This is a genomic window from Streptomyces sp. NPDC001822, assembly GCF_042892135.1.
In the GTDB taxonomy this organism is placed as follows: Bacteria; Actinomycetota; Actinomycetes; order Streptomycetales; family Streptomycetaceae; genus Streptomyces.
In genome coordinates this window covers 238725-257407 of the sequence record NZ_JBIATW010000008.1, presented here as the reverse complement: position 1 = coordinate 257407, position 18683 = coordinate 238725, and the positions used below count along the sequence as shown (strand labels likewise).

Below are 18683 nucleotides of genomic sequence, written 5' to 3'. Positions count from 1 at the left end.
AGGGTTCGCTTAAGGAGCCCATCGGCGCCGGTTAAAGATCGGGCCCCGCACCCGAGGAGCTCCGGAACTCTGTGTTCCGGCCGCTCACCGGGCGTCGCTGCCGCTTGCCGCCCCGTCCGCCCACCCGGTGCCCGCGGCGGGAGCGTTCGGCCGGGCCGCCGTCGAGCCCGATCCAGATGCGCACCTCCGTGCCGCCGAGCACGGAACGCCCGATCCGCAGGTCTCCGCCCGTGGACTCGGCGACCCTGCGCACGATGTCGAGGCCGAGTCCGGTGGAGCCCACGGTTTCCCGCGCCCCGTCGGGTCCGCTGGCGCCGCGGGCGAGGGCGGCCGCCGGGTCGGGGATGCCGGGTCCGGCGTCCGAGACCAGCACGAGCACCGCGTCACCGCTGTGGTGCACGTCGACGGCGAAGGCGGTCCCCTCCGGTGTGTGGCGGAACACGTTGCCGAGCAACGCGTCCAGTGCGGCCGCCAGTTCGGGGCGGGCCACCGGGATGCGTACGGTGCGGTCCACTCCGGCGAGGCGCACGGTGCGCCCCTCGTCCTCGGCCAGGGCGGACCAGAAGCCCATGCGCTCCCGGATGACCTCGGACGCGTCGCACCCGGCCCCGGGGCCCGGCCGGCCGCCCTGGGTCTGCGGGCGCTGCTCACGCGCGGTGCGGATGATCGTGTCGACCTCGCGCTCCAACTGCTCGACCGCGGCCCGGGTCTGGTCGGCGGCCGGGCTCTCGCCCAGCGAGGCCGCGTTCAGGCGGAGGACGGTCAGCGGCGTCCGGAGCCGGTGCGAGAGGTCGGCGGCCAGTTCACGCTCGTTGGCCAGGAGCCGGACCACCTGGTCGGCCATCGAGTTGAACGCCACGGCCGCGGAGCGGAGTTCGGCGGGCCCGTCCTCGGGCACCCTGGTCCCCAGCCTCCCCTCCCCCAGGTCCTGCGCGGCGCCCGCGAGGCGCTGGGCGGGCTCGACCATGCGCACGCCGAGCCGGTCGGCCACGGCCACCGAGCCGACGATCAGCGCGATACCGACGCCCGCGAGCACCAGCCAGGCGGCGCCGACCCCGTGGGACACGTCGTCGTCGGCGACGAAGACCTCCACGACCGCGATACCCCCGGAGCCCAGCGCGGTGGGCTGGAGCAGGACGGAGCCGCCGCGCACCTCGGCGATCGACGCGCGGCCGGACCTGCCCACCGTCTCCACGTCCTCGCGGGCGGCCCTGCGGGTGCCGATCTCCAGGCGGGTGCCACCCGGTCCGGTCGCGGGGACGTGCACGGCGAGCCGGCCCCGGCCGCCCGGCTCGGTGGACAGGACGGCGCGGGTCAGTTCCTCACGGTCGGTGGTGATGGTGAGGGTGGGGCCGATGGTGGCGGCCTGCCGTTCGGCGTCGGAGAGGGCCCGGTCGCGGGCCATCTCCCTGATGACGAGGCCGAGCGGCACGGCGAAGGCGATCACGACCATGGCGGTGACGGCCAGGCACACCTTGACCAGCGCCCATCTCATGCGGGCTGCGCCGGGGGTTCGAGCTTGACGCCGACGCCGCGCAGGGTGTGCAGGTAGCGCGGCCGGGCGGCCGTCTCGCCCAGCTTGCGCCGCAGCCAGGACAGGTGGACGTCGATGGTCTGGTCGTCGCCGTACGACTGCTGCCAGACCTCGGCCAGCAGCTCACGGCGCGGTACGACGACGCCGGGGCGCCCCGCGAGGAAGGCCAGCAGGTCGAACTCGCGCCGGGTCAGGTCCAGGGCCGTGCCGTCCAGTTCGGCCTGGCGTCGCAGGGGGTCGATGGAGAGTCCGCCGACCTGGATGACGCGCGGGGGCGTCGCCCTACCCGCGGGCCCGCGGGTACGGCGCAGCACCGCGGCCATCCGGGCGGAAAGGTGCTCCACCGAGAAGGGCTTGGTCAGGTAGTCGTCGGCGCCGTCGTTGAGGAGCCGCACGATCTCGGCCTCGTCGTCCCGCGCCGTCGCGATGATCACGGGTACGTCGGTGATGGACCGCAGCATCTTCAGCGCCTCGGCGCCGTCGAGGTCGGGGAGACCGAGGTCGAGGATGACGACGTCGAAGCGGAAGTGCGCGACCTCGCGCAGCGCTTCGAGGGCGGTCCCGACGCTCCGCACCGTGTGGGAGGCCTCAGTCAGGTGCCGGATGAGGGCGGAACGCACGAACTGGTCGTCCTCGACCACAAGCACACTAGGCATGCGCCGCACCGTAACCCATACGGAGGAACCCGGTCCCGTCCGGGACAGCACCGGGACGGGTGGTGCAGGATGTGCCCGATGCAACGAGGATTCGTACACGCGTCGGCGTGGTCGCTCGCCACGGGGGCGGCGGTGACCCTGTCGTGGTGGGGCGTGCACACGGTGATGGCGGGGACGGCGTACGACCCTCCGCGCGCTGTGCCGATCTCGGTGGGCGCGAGGGCGGCGGACGAGCCGGTCTCGTCCTCCACGCACCGGGCGTCACCGCCCCCGCCGGCCCCCGCGCCGACCAGCGCCGAGCCCTCGGCGCCCGCGCCCCGGCCCTCGCGGCGGCCGTCCACCCCGCCGCCGTCCGCCGTGCCGGGCCCGGCGAAGTCCTCCGGGCCCTCGGCCGCGGCGGGCGACGTGAAGAGCTACCCGACGCGGGGCGGCCGGGTCGTCCTCGAACTGACGGACGACGCGGGGACGTTGGTCTCGGCCACCCCCGAGCAGGGCTGGTCGATGCAGGTGTGGACGAACCCGGAGTGGATCCGGGTGGACTTCGGCGATGGCGCGGGGGCGACGGTCTCCGTGTTCTGTACGTGGAACGGCCATCCGCCGGTCGTGGAGATCGTCGACCAGTGAGCGCGCTCAGGAGAAGGCGCCGGGCGGCGGGGCCGGGGACGCCTTGGCCGCGGCGTCGGTGACGACGGCGGCGCCGCCGGTGAAGTCGGTGAGCGCACGGCCGTGTTCGACGCGGCCGGGGTGCGGGTCGCCGGCGATCCGGCGGGTCAGCTCGGCGACGGCGATCGGCAGGTCGGAGGCGACCAGCACAGCGTTGCCGAAGCGGCGGCCGCGCCAGACGGTCGGGTCGGCCGCGAGGGCCAGCTCGGGGAAGAGCGAGGCCGCCGTGGCGACCTGGCCGCGCAGGTGGGCCAGCGGCGGGCCGTCGGCGAGGTTGGCGGCGTACTGGCCGCCGGGCTTCAGGACCCGGCGCACCTCGGTCAGGAATTCGGCGGACGTGAGGTGCGCCGGGGTCCTGGCCCCGCTGAACACGTCGGCGATCACCAGGTCCGCCCAGCCGTCCTGGATTCTGCCGAGCCCCTCGCGGGCGTCCATGGACCGGACCCGTATCCGGGCCTGCGGATCGAGGGGCAGTTCGCGGCGGACGAGCTGGACGAGGGGCGCGTCCAGCTCGACGACCTGCTGGGTGGAGCGGGGGCGGCTCGCGGCGATGTAACGGGCGAGGGTGAAGGCCCCGCCACCCAGGTGGACCGCCTGGAGCGGGCGCCCGGGAGGCGCGGCGAGGTCGATGACGTGGCCGAGCCGCCGCTGGTACTCGAAGGAGAGGTACGCGGGGTCGTCCAGGTCCACATGGGACTGCGGGGCTCCGTCCAGGAGCAGCGTCCACGCGCGCGGGCGCTCACGGTCGGGGACGAGTTCGGCGAGGCCGCCGTCCACCGTCTCGGCGACGGGCTCCTGCCCGCGCTCGGACCGCTTGCGGTCGCCCGCGCCCCTGGCCGCTCCTCGACGTGCCACGCGCGCTCGTCCTCGTTCACCGGGTCCGGGCCGGTCACCTGGGGATGTCCGGCTGCGGGCGGGAGATCCGCCCACCGGTTCATTATGGCCTCAGCGGCAGTTGTCGGCCGCCTCGATGAGCCGGGCCGCCTGGTCGAGGGCGGCCCGCAGGACCGCGGGGTCGGTGACGGGGGCCTCGGCTCCGGGCGGGAGGAGCCAGCCGCCGCCGGAGACGGGCGGCTCGGCGGGGACGCGCAGCCCGCGGCCGTCCGTCCTCGTACAGGCGCTGCCGGGCACGTCCCACGCCTCGGCGGTCCCGGGGGGCACGAGGAAGCCGAGGACGGCGCACGCGCCGTCGTGCAGGACGGGGCCCACGGCCTCGTGGTCCGAGCCCCTGCGCAGGATGTCCACTGCCTCCAGTCCCTGACGTGCCGGGACTGTCACCAGGTCGCACGGTGTGGATTCCGAGCCCGTGTGCGGCAAGGGAACCCCTCCTTCTCGTCTCGAGACCGGGCCACGCCCCGTCGCCACATGGACCAACGCGCCGACGGCGTCAAGGGCTACGGCGGCACGCCGCCGCAAAGGGTGGCAGTTCATGGCAAATCACGGGTGAGATGTCCGTTTTATAGGTAAACGCAGCGTGCGGGCGTCGTCACAGCAGGTACGTTCTTGCTCCGCCGGGACACCGGAAGCAGGAGCCCGGCTGCACCAGAGAGGGCCCCGCCATGGTGTCGACACGGGCAGTTCCCAACCTCGTCTTCCGGCGGCTGCGCGCACAGCGCTCCGCGGGGGAGTTCGCGGCAGCGGTCCGCAGGGCCGCCCGCGAGATCGGTGAACAGGTCGCGTGCGACGCCCGGTACATCGGACGCGTGGAGTCCGGCGAGATCCGCTGCCCCAACTACGCGTACGAACGGGTGTTCCTGCACATGTTCCCCGGGGCGACCCTGGCGGACCTGGGCTTCTCGGACCGTGAGAGCGTGCGCGGCCGGGGGGCCCGCAGTGCGTCCGTGCCCCCTCCCACCACACCCCCCACGCTCGACAGTGACATCCACGAGGAGAGCGACGTGCTGCGTCGCGTGTTCATGACCAGTGGTACCGCCACGATGGCGGCCGCGTCCCTGGGCCTGGGCGGCCGGTCCGCCGCGGCGAGCCCCCTCGGCGTCCCCGCCCAGCGCCGGGTCGGCGAGGCCGAGGTCAGCGCCGTCGAGGAGGCCGTCCGCCAGATCCGGCTGCTGGACGACCGGCACGGCGCCGACGGGCTCTACCGCCGCGCCTCCCAGCCCCTGCGGGCCGCGTACGCGCTGCTCGACTCGGGGACCGCGAGCCGCCGAAGCACCGTCGACCGGCTGCACGCCGGCGCCGGCGAGCTGGCGATCTCGGTGGGCTGGCTGGCCCACGACTCGGGGCGCTTCGACGACGCCCGCTCCCACTACGCGGAGGCCCTCGCCACGGCCAGGCTGGCCGGCGACGCCGCGCTGGAGGCGCACGCGTTCTGCAACGCCTCGTTCCTGGCCCGCGACACGGGACGGGCCCGGGAGGCGGTCCGGGCGGCGGAGGCCGGGCAGCGCGCGGCCGGTCCGCTCGGCTCTCCGCGGCTGCTGGCCCTGCTCGCGCTGCGGGAGGCGGGTGCCCGGGCGTGGCTCGGGGACCGCACGGGGTGCGAACAGGCGATCGGCCGGGCCCGCACGGCGTTCGACCGAGGGCCCTGCGACGCGGACCCGGAGTGGATGAGCTTCTTCCGGGAGGCCGAGCTCGAACTGCTGGAGGCCCAGTGCTGGTCGGCCCTGGGCGACTGGCCGAGGGCGGCACGCCATGCCCGGCGGGCCACCCGGCTCCAGGACCCTCACTTCACCCGGAACCTCGCGCTGTACCGGGCCCAGCTGGCCGGTGACCTGGCGCGCGCGGGCACGGCGGACGAGGCGGCGGCCGCGGGGCACCAGGTGCTGGATCTGCTCGACCGGGTCCAGTCCTCCCGCATCAGGGGGATGCTGGCGAGCGCCGTACGCGTGCTGAGGCCGCGCGGCGGCCCGGAGGTGGCGGCGCTGCTGGCCCGTTACGAGGAGCTCCCGCCCGGCGCCTGAACCGGCCGCCCGAGCTCGGGGACCGGGCCTGCCCGCGGCCTCCAGCGCGACGTGCGGATCTCGGGACAGCCCCTATCGATCATTGAGCGCGAGGGAGGCTCGGCGGCGACGCGCCGAGCCGGCCTCTCGTCAGATCGCGAGGGCCCCGCCGTCCACGGGGAGGAGCACACCGTGGATGTGTGACGCGTCCTCACTGGCGAGGAAGATCACAGCCGCGGCGGTGTCCTGAACACTGCCCGTACGCCTGTCCGGGTTGCCCTCGGCAAGCTTCTCCAGGAGGGGGCGGAGTTCTTCGTTCCCCCCCGTGACGGTGGGTCCGGGGGCGACGGTGTTCACCCGCACCCCGTCGGCGGCCAGCTCCGCGGCCCACGACCTCGTCAGCGAGTGCAGGCCTGCCTTGCTGGCGCCGTACAGCGAGGTGAACTTGATTCCCTCCACGCCGCCGATCGAGCCCATGTTGATCACTGAGCCGCCGCCGCTCTCCACCATGCCGGGCACCAGGGCGGCCGTCAGAAGGTACGGGGCCTTGACGTTGACCTCCAGGACCTTGTCGATCTGTTCCTCGGTCGACTCCGTCATGGGGTGAGGCGGCACGAGAAAGGCCGCATTGTTGACGAGAATATCGATCGGCCGACCCGCCAGGGCCGTCGCCTCCTGCGCGAGGCGGCGGACCTCGGAGCCGCCCGCAGAGAGGTCTGCCTCGACGAAGTGGGCGGTGCCGCCCTCCGCGACGACCCCGTCGACGACCTGAGCGCCGGATTCGGAGCCGAGTCCGGTCACGACGACGATGGCGCCCTCGCGGGCCATCGCCTCCGCGACACCGCGCCCGATTCCGCTCGTCGAGCCTGTGACCAGCGCAGCACGTCCCTCGAGACGATTCATGGCAGTACCTCCGGTTGTCGCGGTGATGTCGATGGACGCGGGGCGGCTAGACCTCTCGTTGAACCCATCCAAATTTACTTGCCTGAGCAAGCATACTGGATAATTGCTTAAGCAAGTAGTCGCCTGGGCCTCCCCGGGCTGGGCAGAGATCTCGGAGGATGGTGGCGACCTGGGATTTCGCGGCTTCCGGGCAGTGGTTGGTCTCGCACCGATGGGCGGGACGTGGCCGATCCCACCGTGGAGCCGGCCGTGGTTGTACCGGTCAGCCGGCCGCCCTCCGCCGCGACGGCCGCGGCGGAGCCGACTGGGGACCCGATCGGCCCGCTCCGGCCGGGGCACGCAAGCCCAGCATGATCCGAAGGAGAGGCCCTAGCGGTCCAGGTGGCCCGTGTCGTTCCAGCGCTCCAGGGCGGGCAGGCCGTAGGCCCAGCCGAGCACCGACAGCGAGGTCGGCTCCAGGCGGATCCGCGCGGCGAAGGACACGTCCTCGCCCAGCCACCGCGCGCCCAGCGCCCGCAGGATGTGGCCGTGGGCGAAGACCAGCACGTCGCGGTCGGCGGACCGCGCCCACGCCACGACCTCGTCGGCCCGGGCCGTCAGCTCGGCCAGGGTCTCGCCGCCGGGGACCCCGTCGCGCCAGATGAGCCAGTCGGGCCGGCCGGCCTTGATCTGCGCGGGGGTCAGGCCCTCGTAGTCGCCGTAGTCCCACTCCATGAGCGCGTCCCACGGCTCGGCGCGGTCCCCGAAGCCCGCGAGCCCGCACGTCTCGGCGGCCCGGACGAGCGGGCTGGTGCGCACCTCCACTCCGGGCAGGCCGTTCCAGGGCTGCCGGTGCAGCCGCTCGCCGAGCAGCTTGGCGCCCTCGCGGCCGGTGTCGAGCAGGGGGATGTCGGTCCTGCCGGTGTGATTGCCCTGCACCGACCACTGTGTCTGGCCGTGCCGGGCGAGCAGGATGCGCGGTGCCATACGGCTCTCCTGAAAATACTGAGATCCGATGATCCGGGGACCCTAGGATCTGACGGGTCCGGGACAACGGTGTCCGGGACGGCTTCGGGGCGGCGATCGCGGGCAACCGGTGGGAGACGGATGCGGGCAAGGGCCCCGCTTCCATCATCCCGCACCTGCTCCACGGGCAACCCGCGGGGCGGTCCCGGCGTCCCTCCCCTCGTATGGGCGGGGGCGTTCGCAGGGGGCGCCCCCGGGGCAGAACAAGGCCCACGACCGCCGTACGGTTGAACGCCCGCCGTCGACCGCATGAACCTGGGGAGAGCTACCGGATGCCGCACGCCACCACCGCGACACCGTCCTCCGGTCCTCGGCCCCGGTGGTGGACGGAGCTCCCTCTGATAGCGGTGGTGTACGGGCTGTACTCGGCGGGGCGGCTCCTGGTCAGGGAGGACGTGCCCGCGGCCGTGGAGCACGGGCTGGCGATACTCCGGCTGGAGAAGTCACTCCACCTGAACGCCGAGCACCCCCTCAACCGGCTGCTCACCGCCCACCCCTCCCTGGGGATACCCGCCGACTTCGCCTACGCCTCGCTGCACTACCTCGTCACCCCGGCCGTACTGATATGGCTGTTCCGGCGCCGCGTCGGGGCCTACCGCGCCGCCCGCACCTGGCTGATGACCTCCACGCTCCTCGGTCTCGTCGGCTTCACGCTGATGCCGACCTGCCCGCCCCGGCTGCTCGACGCCCACCACGGTTTCGTCGACACGATGGCCCAGTACAGCGCGTACGGCTGGTGGGGCGCCGGCGCGAGCGCCCCGCGCGGACTCAGCGGGATGACCAACCAGTACGCGGCGATGCCGAGCCTCCACGTCGGCTGGGCCCTGTGGTGCGGTGTGCTGCTGTGGCGGCACGGCCGCCACCCCCTCGTCCGGGCCGCCGGCGTCGCCTATCCGCTGCTCACCGTCCTCGTCGTCATGGGCACGGCCAACCACTATTTCCTCGACGCCGTGGCCGGGGCCGCCGTGATGGCCGCCGGAGCTCTGCTGACCAGGCCGTTCATGCGGGTCGCGGACGGCGTCAAGGGCCGGGTCGGCGCCGCGTTCGCCCGGCCCCCGGCCGTCGCCACCCCCGTGAAATCCACGTTTGTCAGTGACGGATGCAAGACTTCCGCGGGTGAGCGAATACCCGGCAGGCGGACCCCCTCCGCAGATTCCAGCGACGCGAGCACCGGCTTCGCGGCCCAGGCCAGCGACGACGCTCCGGCAGCGGCTCGCTGAGCTGCGCGGTCCGTCCGTCGCGCCGCATCCGCTCGACGCGCGCGCCCTGGCCGCGCTCGCCGCGAATCCCGGATGCAGACGACGCGCCCTGCTCGACGGCGCGGGTGTCGACAAGGCCGGGCTGGCCGTCGCGCTCGGCTCCGGCGCCACGTTCGGCCAGTCGCAGTTCGCGTTCGTCCGGGGCAACGCCTTCGAGGCGAAGGTCAAGGCGGACGGCGGCACGGAACTGCTGCGCCTGCTCTTCGAACGCCTCGGCGACGGGGCCGACTCCCCCGGCGAGGCCTCGGTCCCCGACCTGACGGCCGCCGGCCCCGAGGGACGCGCCGCGCGCACGGCGCTGGCGCTCCGGGAGGCCACCGAGGCCGGCGGCTGGGCACTTCTGGACCATCCGATGCTGGCCCTGGAGGTGGCGGGCTCCCCCGCCTATCTGGAACCCGACGCCGTGGTGGTGCACCCCGACGGCACCTGGACGGTCGTCGAGATCAAGTCCTTCCCCATGATCGACGGTTCGGCGGACGCGGCGAAGGTCGGAGCGGCCGCCCGCCAGTCCGCCGTCTACGTCCTCGCCCTGGAGCGGGTGGCCGCGGTGACCGAGGGCGCCCGGGTCGGGCACCGGGTCCTGCTGGTCTGCCCGAAGGACTTCTCCAACCTGCCGACTGCCTCGGTCGTGGACGTGCGCAAGCAGCGCGCCGTCACGCTCCGCCAGCTGACCAGGCTCGCGCGCGTCGAGGACATCGCGGCGGCGCTCCCCGAGGGCACGACCTTCGCCCCCGACCGCACCGCCGAGGAGCTCGGCACCGCAGTGGAGGCGGTCCCCGCGGCGTACGCACCCGAGTGCCTCGCCGCCTGCGAGCTGGCCTTCCACTGCCGGGCGAGGGCACGCGCGGGGGGCGCGGTGGAGTCACTGGGCCGGAGCGTGCGGGGCGAGCTCGGCGGCCTGACGACGGTCGCCGGGGTGCTGGCCGCCGCGGCCGGCAAGGAGGGCGACCCCGCGGACCCGACGGTCGCGGCCCTGCGCCGGGCCGCCGCGCTGCGGGCCGAGGCGCTCCTGGGCGCGAGGGACGGCGCCGCATGTCGCTGATCACCACGCTGGCACGGCTGGAGGCGGTGGACAGCGGGCGGGCCCAGCCGCTGGCGACCGTGCGCCACCGCCATCTGACCGACGAACCGCTCGTGCTCGTGCCGTTGACCACCGCGGGTGAGGCCGGCGCCCCGCTCGGCGCTCTCGTCGGCACGGACCGCACGGCGCCCCGGCTGCTGACGGTGGCACAGCCCCGCGACCGCGACCTGCGGTTCGCCTTCCTCGCCGAACTGGCCGAGGCGGTGCTCCCGCACATCGAGTCCCGCGCGGACGCCGTCGAGCCCGCCGAACGCGCGGAGACCGACCCGGAGACCGGCAAGAGGGTCAAGGTCGAGGTCGAACTCTGCTCGGACGCCGCCCAGCTGGTGGTCCCCAGCCGGGCGGGGATCGACTTCGTGCGGCTGCTGGGCCGGTCCATGCGCTTCCGCCGCACGGTGGAGGACGACCCGGACACGCCGTACCCGGCGCCCGCCCGCGTGCCGCTCCTCGGGCGCTGGCTGACGCACTACGGCGAGCGGGCGCGGGTCCCCGGTTCGTCGCTGCTGCTCGCCACGACCGATCTGCTCAACCGCCACTGGGCGACGGGGCAGAGCAGCCTGGAGGACCAGCACCTGGGCGCGCTGCTCGCCTGGGTCGACCCGCCGGCCGGCGCGTCCGGGGCGGAGGCGGCGCTGCGGGCGGAGCTGGACCGGGACCGGGCCGGCCAGCTGGTCTGCCCCCCGGCGGGTCCGGCGACGGATCCGGCGTTCGACAACAAGCTGCTGGCGCCCGCGATCGAGCGGTTCGACCGGGCGCGCACGGCGCTGGCGTCGGCCGAGGACGGCCTCTCGGCCGACGCCCGGCTCGGCGAACTGGCCGCCGCCGAGCGGGACATCAGGTCGCTCCTCGCCGGGGTGCTGCTGCCCACGTGGGACGCCGTGTGGCGGGGGCTGGACCTGTTGCGGGAACTGCCGGAGGGGTCGAGGGCCGAGGACCGCTGGACCCGGGACCGCTGGTCCTTCACCGCGCACCGGGACCGGGTGCGGGCGGGTGAGCCGCCGCAGCCGCGCCGTGACGACGCGGTGACGGCGGCGCAGAAGCTGGCCTCGCGGGAGACGGCGCAGGCACAGCTGGACGCCCAGGAGGCTCTGGACGACCCGCTGGTGCTCGCCGGGCGCCGGCTGGCGGGCGAGGCGTTCGTCGGGGAGGTGACGGAGGTGCGGATGGCGTACAGCGAGTCGAAGCGGCCCGCGCCGCGCCCGCTGGTCACCGTCCGCACCGCCGAACACCCGCATCTCGGCGAGCGGACCAAGGTGTACCGATCGCTGGACGGCAAGCCGCAGACGGCGGAGTTCGTGGGCCGTGTCGAGGCGGAGGACCGCGGCGGCGCGCAGGACGCGGACGCCGTGCACCTCGTCCTGCGGATCACCGACCGCATGGGGCGCGGCAAGGAGCCCGCGCCGGGTTCGCTGCCGGAGCCCGGCGACCGGATCGCCTGGACGCTGTTCGAGCACGACCAGCGGGGCGGCCCGAAGCTTCCCGACCCGGACGACACCCCGTGGACGCACGGCGGCCCGCCCGGGGGGCAGCCGGAGCAGCCCGACCCCGTGACCACGGAGGACCTCCTGTGACAGCCGTGACCGACCCGGGCGCCGCCGCGGCCAGGGCGACCGACGCGATCCTCGGTGACACCCTGCGCGGCACGTCGCGCGGCATCGTGGTGGACTCCCCGCCGGGCGCGGGCAAGTCGACCCTGGTGGTGCGTGCCGCGCTGGAGCTGGCCGCGGCCGGACGCCCGCTGATGGTGGTCGCGCAGACCAACGCCCAGGTGGACGACCTGGTCCTGCGGCTGGCCGAGAAGGCCCCCGATCTGCCGGTGGGCCGTCTCCACAGCAGCGACTCCGATCCGTACGACAAGGCGCTGGACGACCTGGAGCACGTACGGAAGTCGGCGAAGGCGGCGGATCTGGCCGGACTGGACATCGTGATCTCGACGGCGGCCAAGTGGGCCCACGTGAAGAACGTGGAGCCGTGGGGGCACGCGATCGTCGACGAGGCGTACCAGATGCGGTCGGACGCGCTGCTGGCCGTGGCGGGTCTGTTCGAGCGGGCGCTGTTCGTCGGGGACCCGGGGCAGCTCGATCCGTTCTCGATCGTGGGCGCGGACCAGTGGGCCGGTCTGTCGTACGACCCCTCGGCGAGCGCGGTCTCGACGCTGCTGGCCCACAACCCCCGGCTGCCGCAGCACCGTCTGCCGGTGTCGTGGCGGCTTCCGGCGTCGGCCGCCCCGCTGGTCTCGGGCGCCTTCTACCCGTACACGCCCTTCCGCAGCGGTACGGACCACGGTGACCGGCGGCTGTCGTTCGGTGTGCCCTCGGACGGGTCGGGCCCCGACCGGGTGCTGGACGAGGCCGCGGAGTCCGGGTGGGGGCTGCTGGAGCTCCCGGCCCGGCACACCCCGCGCACGGACCCGGAGGCGGTGCGGGCGGTTGCCCTGGTGGTGCGCAGGCTGCTGGACCGGGGCGGCGCGGCGACGAGCGAGCGCGGCCCGGACCCGGTTCCGGTGACGGCGGAGCGGGTCGCGGTCGGCACGGCCCACCGCGACCAGGCGGCGGCGGTGCGGGCGGCGCTCGCCGAGCTGGGTGTGACGGGTGTGGCGGTGGACACGGCGAACCGGCTGCAGGGCCGTGAGTTCGACGTGACGGTGGTCCTGCATCCGCTGTCGGGCCGTCCGGACGCGACGGCGTTCCACCTGGAGACGGGGCGGCTGTGTGTGCTCGCCTCCAGGCACCGGCACGCGTGCGTGGTGGTGTGCCGGGAGGGCGTGGCCGACCTGCTGGACGAGCACCCGTCGACGGAGCCGGTCCAGCTGGGCGTCACCGTCAAATTCCCCGACGGCTGGGAGGCCAATCACGCGGTCCTGGCCCACCTCGCCGAGCATCGCGTGCATTGGTCGCCCTGATCCTGGGCAGCGCTCTTGCGCCTGGCTGGACAATGGAAGGTGGCCGTCCGGCCGCACGAGGAGGGAAGACCACATGGCACAACCCGAGCGGAACGAGCGGCAGAGGCTGCGTCCGGCGCCGCTGCTCTTCGAGCCGTCGGCGGCGGCAGCCGACCCGGAACACTTCTTCGACCTGGAGTCGATGGACGATCCGAAGGAGCTCCTGGCCCGCGCGACGGAGCTGACGCTCGCCTTCCGGGCGGCCACCGACCGGGCCGTGGAGTTCCAGGCCGTGGCGGCCGCCCAGCTCGCCGATCCGCGCAGGTTCGACCGGCTCACCGCCGCCGACATAGCGGAGCGGGCGGAGTGGACCGAGGACTACGCCAAGAAGATGATCGAGTTCGGCAGATCCCTGCTGGACAACCCGGCCCCCTGATCCGCCGCAGCCGGGGCGCCGGCCGGACGGTGGGCGGTCCCGGCCGTGCGACGGCGGGTACACCCGTGGCATATGCCGTCGGGCAAGATACTCCGTCCGGGTTCGCCCTGTCCGGCTTTCCGCAACTCTCGGGAGCTGGGGCGTCACGCCCGGTAGACATGACGCCATGAGCGCTTGGCTGAGTGACGAAACGACCCTGCGGACCGGTGCCGACCCGCGCCAGGGTGTGGACATCTTCACGCTGCTGCGGGAGCGGGCCGGCAACCGGACCGACGACCGGGCCGCTCAGGTCACCGCCGCGGGGGCCGCCTGGCTGGCCGCCGCCTCGCCCTACCCCCGCAGCACGCTCTCCCGGTGGGAGGCCAGCCCCGGTTCTCCGGGCGTGCTGCCCTGCGGCTCCTCCTTCGACATCGTGAACGTGCCCGCACTGTTCGGCCGGCGGATGCTGGAGCGGCTCTGGGCGGAGGGCCCCGGCTCCGGCCCGGTCGCCACGCACCGGGGCCGGATGCTGCTGTTCGCCTCGCCCGGCACCGCCCAGCGGCTCCCGTCCCTGCTGGCCTGGGAGGAATGGGGCACCGGCTCCGGTGAGGGCTCCCGGGAGCAGCAGGGCGCCCTGCCCCCCGTGCTCTGCCACGGCACGGGCGACGCGGTCACCGTCCCGCCCCTGGCCGGCGTCGCGGGGGCCGGCGGGCCCCGCTGGGTGGTCGCCCCGGACACCCGGAACCCCTGGCTGCCGGGGCCGGACGTGCTCCTTTGGGCCTGCGTACGCGTGGGCAGGTCGGCGGCCCCGTCGACCACCGGATATTCGATTTTTCCTCCCGCCGATCCGGGTGCTAATGTCTACGACGTCACCAGGCGCCGTTAGCTCAGTTGGTTAGAGCAGCTGACTCTTAATCAGCGGGTCCGGGGTTCGAGTCCCTGACGGCGCACAGACGGAAGAAGCCCCCTCGCGGAAGCGAGGGGGCTTCTTCGTGTGTCCGGCGCGGACACCGGACCGGCGAGGGGCTCCCGATTTCCGGATACGTCCGCATCGGGCCGGACCGTGACGCGGACCGGCCCCTTTTTCCCGTCCTGACGGACGTTGACACGTAAGCAAGATCACTCCGCTAATGGATTCCGGCCGCTGCAAGATCGCCGCCGAACCTTCACGAATTCCGAATTCTTGCGTGTTGACAGGAGAGCCGGACATTGCGCGCTTTACTCATATCCCGCCCACCCCTCGGACGGGCGCTGTCCACCTGGCTGGCGGCGCTCAGCGCGGCAGCGGTGGCGGTGCTCGGCGTCCAGACACCGTCCTACGCCCAGAACCCCTCCCCCTCCCTCGCGGCCGGGACCGCGGCCGCACCCGCCGCCGCGGGTGACGCCCCCAAGCCCTTCGAGGCCGCCTGCGGCGCCGCGAAGAAGGGCGAGGCCACCTGTTTCGCCCTGCGGCGCACCGATGTGAAGCCGTCGAAGGGCCTGCGGACGGCGAACGCACCGGGCGGCTTCGGTCCGGCCGACCTGCGTTCGGCCTACAACCTGCCCGACGACGGTGGTGCGGGGCAGACCATCGCCGTCGTCGACGCGTACGACGGCCCGACCGCCGAGGCCGACCTCGCGGTCTACCGCGAGCAGTACGGCCTGCCCGCGTGCACCACGGACAACGGCTGCTTCCGGAAGGTCGACCAGCGCGGCGGCACCGACTATCCGCAGCCCGACCCCGGCTGGGCCGGGGAGATATCCCTCGACCTCGACATGGTCTCCGCGGTCGCCCCGAACGCCCGCATCCTGCTCGTCGAGGCCGACAGCCCCACCTTCGAGGACCTCGGCGCGGCCGTGGACAAGGCGGTGGAGCTGGGTGCCGGGTTCGTGTCCAACTCCTACGGGACCGACTACCGCTCCGGCAGCGGCGAGGACCCCTCCGACGCCACGGAGATGGAGGCGCACTACGACCACCCCGGTGTGGCGATGGTCGCCTCCTCCGGCGACTTCGGGTACGGCGTGTCCTACCCGGCCGCGTCGCCGCACGTGACCGCGGTGGGCGGCACCTCGCTGACCGCCGACAGCGGCACGGAGCGGGGCTGGTCCGAGACCGCCTGGGACGGCGCCGGGTCGGGATGCTCGCTCTACCAGCCGAAGCCGGCCTTCCAGGAGGACACCGGCTGCGAGAACCGGGCGGTCGCCGACGTCTCCGCCGTCGCCGACCCCGCCACCCCCGTCGCCGTGTACCAGACGTACGGTGCCGGCGGCTGGGCGCAGTACGGCGGCACGAGCGCCGGCGCCCCCATCATCGCCGCGGTCTACGCGAGCGCCGGCACCCCTGCCGACGGGACCTACCCCAACTCCTATCCCTATGCGGCGGGTTCCGGTCTCCACGACGTGACCGGCGGCAGCAACGGCACCTGCGCCCCGGCCTACCTCTGCTCGGGCGCCGCCGGATACGACGGCCCGACGGGCCTGGGTACTCCCGACGGCCTGCGGGCCTTCCGCGCCGGCCCGCACGGGACGCTGTCCGGCACCGTGACCGACCGGGCCACGGGCGCGCCGCTCGCAGGTGCCGTGGTCGGCACCGGTGACGGCATCGCCACCCGCAGCGGAGCCGACGGGGGCTACACCCTCGACATCCCGGTGGGCACGCACGACGTCACCGCCGACGCCTACGGCTACGCCACCGGCACCGCCGAGGACGTGGCCGTCACCGACGGCGCCACGCTCGGCAGGGACTTCGCGCTGGCTCCCGTTCCGAGCCAGCCGGTCTCCGGCAAGGTCACCGACGGCTCGGGGCACGACTGGCCGCTGTACGCGAGGATCACCGTGGGCGGGGTTCCCGGAGGCCCGGTGTGGACCGACCCGGCCACCGGTGCGTTCACGCTGAGCCTCCCGCAGGGGCACGCCTACACGCTGCGCGCGGAGGCCTACCTGCCCGGCTACACGCCCGTGACCAGGACCGTCACGGTCGACGACGCGCCCCAGTCGCTGAAGGTGCCGCTGTCGGCCGACCCCTGGAAGGCCACCGCGCCGGGCTACGCCGTGCACCTGGCGGGACCCACCGAGCACTTCGCCGCCACCGACTCGGCCCCGCAGGGCTGGAAGGTCGTCAACGCCGACGGCACCGAGGGCGGCTGGGCGTTCGACGACCCGGGCGGGCAGGGCAACCAGACCGGCGGTGACGGCGCCTTCGCCGTCGCCGACAACGCCACGATCGGGTCGCCCTTCGACTCCCAGCTGATCAGCCCCGCCTTCGACCTCACCGGCACGGCCGATCCCGAACTCGCCTTCGGCGCCATGTACTGGGCGGCGGGCGACGACGCGATCTCGGCCGACGCCAGTTCCGACGGCGGAGTCACCTGGAAGACCGTGTGGAGGACGACGGCGGGCTTCGCGGACCACGCGAGGATCGAGGTCCCGCTCACCGGCTTCGCCGGGGAGCCGGACGTCCGGGTGCGCTTCCACTTCGTCACCCAGTTCGCGTGGTGGTGGGGCGTCGACGACGTCTTCGTCGGCAACCGGGACTACGCCCCGACCCCCGGCGGTCTCGTCACCGGCACGGTGACCGACGCCAACACGGGCAAGGGCCTGGTCGGCGCCACCGTCACCGCGAAGGACGATCCGAAGGTGACCGCGACCACGGTCGCCACCCCCGGCGACCCCGCGCTCGACGACGGCCTCTACCTCCTGTTCTCGCCGGGCGCGGGCAGGCATGACGTCACCGCGGCGAGACCCCGCTACACGCAGCTCACGAAGACCGTGGCCGTCGCCGCGGACAGTGTCGTCCCGGCCTCCTTCAAGCTCCGGGCCGGACAGCTCACCGTGAACCCGCAATCCGTCGGAGCCACCGTCGGATGGGGGAAGTCGGCCGTCCGGAACCTGACGGTGAAGAACACCGGCGGCGCGCCCGTCTCGGTCACCGTGGGCGAGAGGTCGGGCGGTTTCCACCCCCAGTCCGCGGGAGCCGGCGCGCCGCTGCAGACCGTCAAGGGGAAGTTCTCCCCGTACGCGAGCAAGAAGGGCACGGCACCGGCCCGGCGGACGTCCGCCGCTCCGTCCGGCTCCGCCTGGCAGAGCGCGCCCGACCTCCCGGAGACGACCCTCGGCAACGCGGTCGGCACCCACGAGGGCAAGGTGTACTCCGCCTTCGGGTTCAACGGGCGTGACGTCACCGGCAAGATGTTCGTCCTGGACCCGGTCGTCGGCACCTGGACCGAGGCGGCCGGCGCCGCCGACGGCCGGGAGGCACCCTCGGGCCAGTTCATCGACGGCAGGTTCTACGCCGTCGGCGGCTGGCGCGCGGACGGCACCACCGACCCCAAGCTGGAGATCTACGATCCCGGCACCGACACCTGGACCACCGGGGCACCGGCCCCCGTGGCCTACGCGGGACAGGGCAACGCGGCGCTCGACGGCAAGCTCTACACCGTGGGCGGCTGTGACGTCGGCTGCGGCACCGCCGAGGCGTACGCCTACGACCCCGACGCCGACGCGTGGTCCCGGATCGCCGACTACCCGGAGCGGACCTCCTGGGAGTCCTGCGCCGGTGTCAACGGCAAGCTGTACTGCGCCGGGGGCAACGCCGACTCCGTCGGCGAGAGCGACCACGCCTACGTCTACGACCCGGGTGCCGACTCCTGGACGGCGCTTCCCGACCTCCCGATCCCGCTGTGGAGTTCGTCCTACGCCGCGGCCGGCGACCAGCTCGTGATGTCGAGCGGTATCACCGGCGAGGCGATCACGAACCAGGGCTTCGCCTTCGACCCGGAGGCCGGTTCCTGGTCCGCGCTGCCCAACGCCAACCTGGCGACGTACCGCGGCGGCGCCGGCCTCGGCCTCTACAAGGTCGGCGGCGGAAGCGCGCCGTACACCCCCAGCAACACCGTGGAGCTGCTGCCGGGTTACGACCAGGGCGGGGAGACCGACGTCACCTGGCTGAGCACGGATGCCAAGCGGTTCACGCTGCAGCCGGGGGCGAGTACGACGGTGGCCGTCACGCTGGACGCCTCGGTGCCCGAAGTCGCCCAGCCCGGTGACTTCACCGCCGTGCTGACGCTCGACAACGACACCCCGTACGGGATGCGGAAGCTCCCGGTGTCGCTGCACGTCGACCCGCCGAAGACCTGGGGCAAGATCACCGGGACGATCCGCGGTGTCCAGAGCGACGGCACCACCAAGCCGCTCGCCGGCGCGACCGTCGAGATCACCAGCTGGGCGGCGGGCTACTCCCTCAGGACGGCTGCCGACGGCACGTACTCCCTGTGGCTGGACGCCCGGAACAACCCGCTGCAGGTCATCGTCGCCAAGGACGGCTACCGGCCGGTGGCCACCACCCTGAAGATCACGAAGGGGGCGGTCGTCACCGGCGACTTCACTCTGAAGAAGCAGTAACCACCGGAACGAC

General features: G+C 73.8%; 15 protein-coding genes and 1 tRNA gene. 10 read left to right on the top strand and 6 right to left on the bottom strand.

Features of this window, described 5'->3' with window-relative positions; translation table 11 throughout:
- Positions 1–31: 31 nt before the first annotated feature.
- Together ACFYY2_RS20620 and ACFYY2_RS20615 are read right to left on the bottom strand one after the other, a co-directional pair.
- On the bottom strand, positions 32–1495 hold the full coding sequence (locus tag ACFYY2_RS20620; RefSeq protein ID WP_388744870.1) for a sensor histidine kinase: 1464 nt from the start codon (positions 1493–1495) through the stop codon (positions 32–34).
- Positions 1492–2190, bottom strand: coding sequence for a response regulator transcription factor (locus tag ACFYY2_RS20615; protein ID WP_388744868.1), 699 nt, complete (start codon positions 2188–2190; stop codon positions 1492–1494). The genes ACFYY2_RS20620 and ACFYY2_RS20615 overlap by 4 nt, the downstream gene beginning before the upstream one ends.
- Positions 2191–2268: 78 nt before the next feature.
- Here ACFYY2_RS20615 and ACFYY2_RS20610 point away from each other — a divergent pair, with 78 nt between their 5' ends.
- Entirely contained in the window at positions 2269–2814 is a 546-nt protein-coding gene (locus ACFYY2_RS20610; RefSeq protein WP_388744866.1) for a hypothetical protein, read from the top strand.
- A gap of 6 nt (positions 2815–2820) precedes the next feature.
- On the opposite strand, the gene ACFYY2_RS20605 is transcribed toward ACFYY2_RS20610, so the two are convergent.
- Positions 2821–3708 (bottom strand): spermidine synthase, encoded by an 888-nt coding sequence (locus ACFYY2_RS20605; protein ID WP_388744864.1) that lies wholly within the window; start codon positions 3706–3708, stop codon positions 2821–2823.
- 90 nt (positions 3709–3798) lie between these two features.
- The gene (locus tag ACFYY2_RS20600) at positions 3799–4170 is read right to left on the bottom strand and encodes a hypothetical protein (RefSeq protein ID WP_388744862.1); all 372 of its coding nucleotides are present in this window, start codon (positions 4168–4170) and stop codon (positions 3799–3801) included.
- 242 nt (positions 4171–4412) lie between these two features.
- Between ACFYY2_RS20600 and ACFYY2_RS20595 the strand changes: the two genes are divergently transcribed.
- On the top strand, positions 4413–5768 hold the full coding sequence (locus tag ACFYY2_RS20595; protein ID WP_388744861.1) for a tetratricopeptide repeat protein: 1356 nt from the start codon (positions 4413–4415) through the stop codon (positions 5766–5768).
- 129 nt (positions 5769–5897) lie between these two features.
- Here ACFYY2_RS20595 and ACFYY2_RS20590 read toward each other — a convergent pair whose 3' ends face one another.
- Together ACFYY2_RS20590 and ACFYY2_RS20585 are read right to left on the bottom strand one after the other, a co-directional pair.
- Complete coding sequence (locus ACFYY2_RS20590; protein ID WP_388744859.1) at positions 5898–6650, bottom strand: SDR family NAD(P)-dependent oxidoreductase; 753 nt, start codon at positions 6648–6650, stop codon at positions 5898–5900.
- 369 nt (positions 6651–7019) lie between these two features.
- A complete protein-coding gene (locus ACFYY2_RS20585) occupies positions 7020–7616 on the bottom strand; it encodes a histidine phosphatase family protein (protein ID WP_388744857.1) in 597 nt (198 codons plus the stop codon).
- 311 nt (positions 7617–7927) lie between these two features.
- Here ACFYY2_RS20585 and ACFYY2_RS20580 point away from each other — a divergent pair, with 311 nt between their 5' ends.
- The 8 genes from ACFYY2_RS20580 (at position 7928) to ACFYY2_RS20545 (ending at position 18670) form a co-directional block, all read left to right on the top strand.
- Positions 7928–8875, top strand: coding sequence for a phosphatase PAP2 family protein (locus ACFYY2_RS20580; protein ID WP_388744855.1), 948 nt, complete (start codon positions 7928–7930; stop codon positions 8873–8875).
- Positions 8772–9956, top strand: a complete 1185-nt coding sequence (locus ACFYY2_RS20575) for a hypothetical protein (protein ID WP_388744853.1) — start codon at positions 8772–8774, stop codon at positions 9954–9956. The genes ACFYY2_RS20580 and ACFYY2_RS20575 overlap by 104 nt, the downstream gene beginning before the upstream one ends.
- Positions 9947–11566 carry a hypothetical protein gene (locus ACFYY2_RS20570; RefSeq protein WP_388744851.1) on the top strand — a complete coding sequence of 540 codons (1620 nt, stop codon included), beginning with the start codon at positions 9947–9949 and terminating at the stop codon, positions 11564–11566. Before ACFYY2_RS20575 ends, ACFYY2_RS20570 begins: the two co-directional genes overlap by 10 nt.
- Positions 11563–12897 carry an AAA domain-containing protein gene (locus ACFYY2_RS20565; protein WP_388744849.1) on the top strand — a complete coding sequence of 445 codons (1335 nt, stop codon included), beginning with the start codon at positions 11563–11565 and terminating at the stop codon, positions 12895–12897. The genes ACFYY2_RS20570 and ACFYY2_RS20565 overlap by 4 nt, the downstream gene beginning before the upstream one ends.
- 73 nt (positions 12898–12970) lie before the next feature.
- On the top strand, positions 12971–13312 hold the full coding sequence (locus tag ACFYY2_RS20560; RefSeq protein WP_327118313.1) for a hypothetical protein: 342 nt from the start codon (positions 12971–12973) through the stop codon (positions 13310–13312).
- Positions 13313–13478: 166 nt separating this feature from the next.
- Entirely contained in the window at positions 13479–14177 is a 699-nt protein-coding gene (locus tag ACFYY2_RS20555) for a hypothetical protein (RefSeq protein ID WP_388744847.1), read from the top strand.
- Positions 14168–14241: transfer RNA gene (locus tag ACFYY2_RS20550), tRNA-Lys, on the top strand. The genes ACFYY2_RS20555 and ACFYY2_RS20550 overlap by 10 nt, the downstream gene beginning before the upstream one ends.
- 259 nt (positions 14242–14500) lie before the next feature.
- Positions 14501–18670, top strand: coding sequence for a carboxypeptidase regulatory-like domain-containing protein (locus ACFYY2_RS20545; RefSeq protein WP_388744845.1), 4170 nt, complete (start codon positions 14501–14503; stop codon positions 18668–18670).
- Positions 18671–18683: the final 13 nt, after the last annotated feature.

What these genes read in the sequence shown, in the direction of transcription:
- ACFYY2_RS20560 (WP_327118313.1), top strand. Translation starts at nt 12,971, where the DNA reads ATGGCACAACCCGAGCGGAACGAGCGGCAGAGGCTGCGTCCGGCGCCG.
- ACFYY2_RS20570 (WP_388744851.1), top strand. Translation starts at nt 9,947, where the DNA reads ATGTCGCTGATCACCACGCTGGCACGGCTGGAGGCGGTGGACAGCGGG.
- ACFYY2_RS20580 (WP_388744855.1), top strand. Translation starts at nt 7,928, where the DNA reads ATGCCGCACGCCACCACCGCGACACCGTCCTCCGGTCCTCGGCCCCGG.
- ACFYY2_RS20595 (WP_388744861.1), top strand. Translation starts at nt 4,413, where the DNA reads ATGGTGTCGACACGGGCAGTTCCCAACCTCGTCTTCCGGCGGCTGCGC.
- ACFYY2_RS20620 (WP_388744870.1), bottom strand. Translation starts at nt 1,495, where the DNA reads ATGAGATGGGCGCTGGTCAAGGTGTGCCTGGCCGTCACCGCCATGGTC.
- ACFYY2_RS20590 (WP_388744859.1), bottom strand. Translation starts at nt 6,650, where the DNA reads ATGAATCGTCTCGAGGGACGTGCTGCGCTGGTCACAGGCTCGACGAGC.
- ACFYY2_RS20610 (WP_388744866.1), top strand. Translation starts at nt 2,269, where the DNA reads ATGCAACGAGGATTCGTACACGCGTCGGCGTGGTCGCTCGCCACGGGG.
- ACFYY2_RS20555 (WP_388744847.1), top strand. Translation starts at nt 13,479, where the DNA reads ATGAGCGCTTGGCTGAGTGACGAAACGACCCTGCGGACCGGTGCCGAC.
- ACFYY2_RS20585 (WP_388744857.1), bottom strand. Translation starts at nt 7,616, where the DNA reads ATGGCACCGCGCATCCTGCTCGCCCGGCACGGCCAGACACAGTGGTCG.
- ACFYY2_RS20615 (WP_388744868.1), bottom strand. Translation starts at nt 2,190, where the DNA reads ATGCCTAGTGTGCTTGTGGTCGAGGACGACCAGTTCGTGCGTTCCGCC.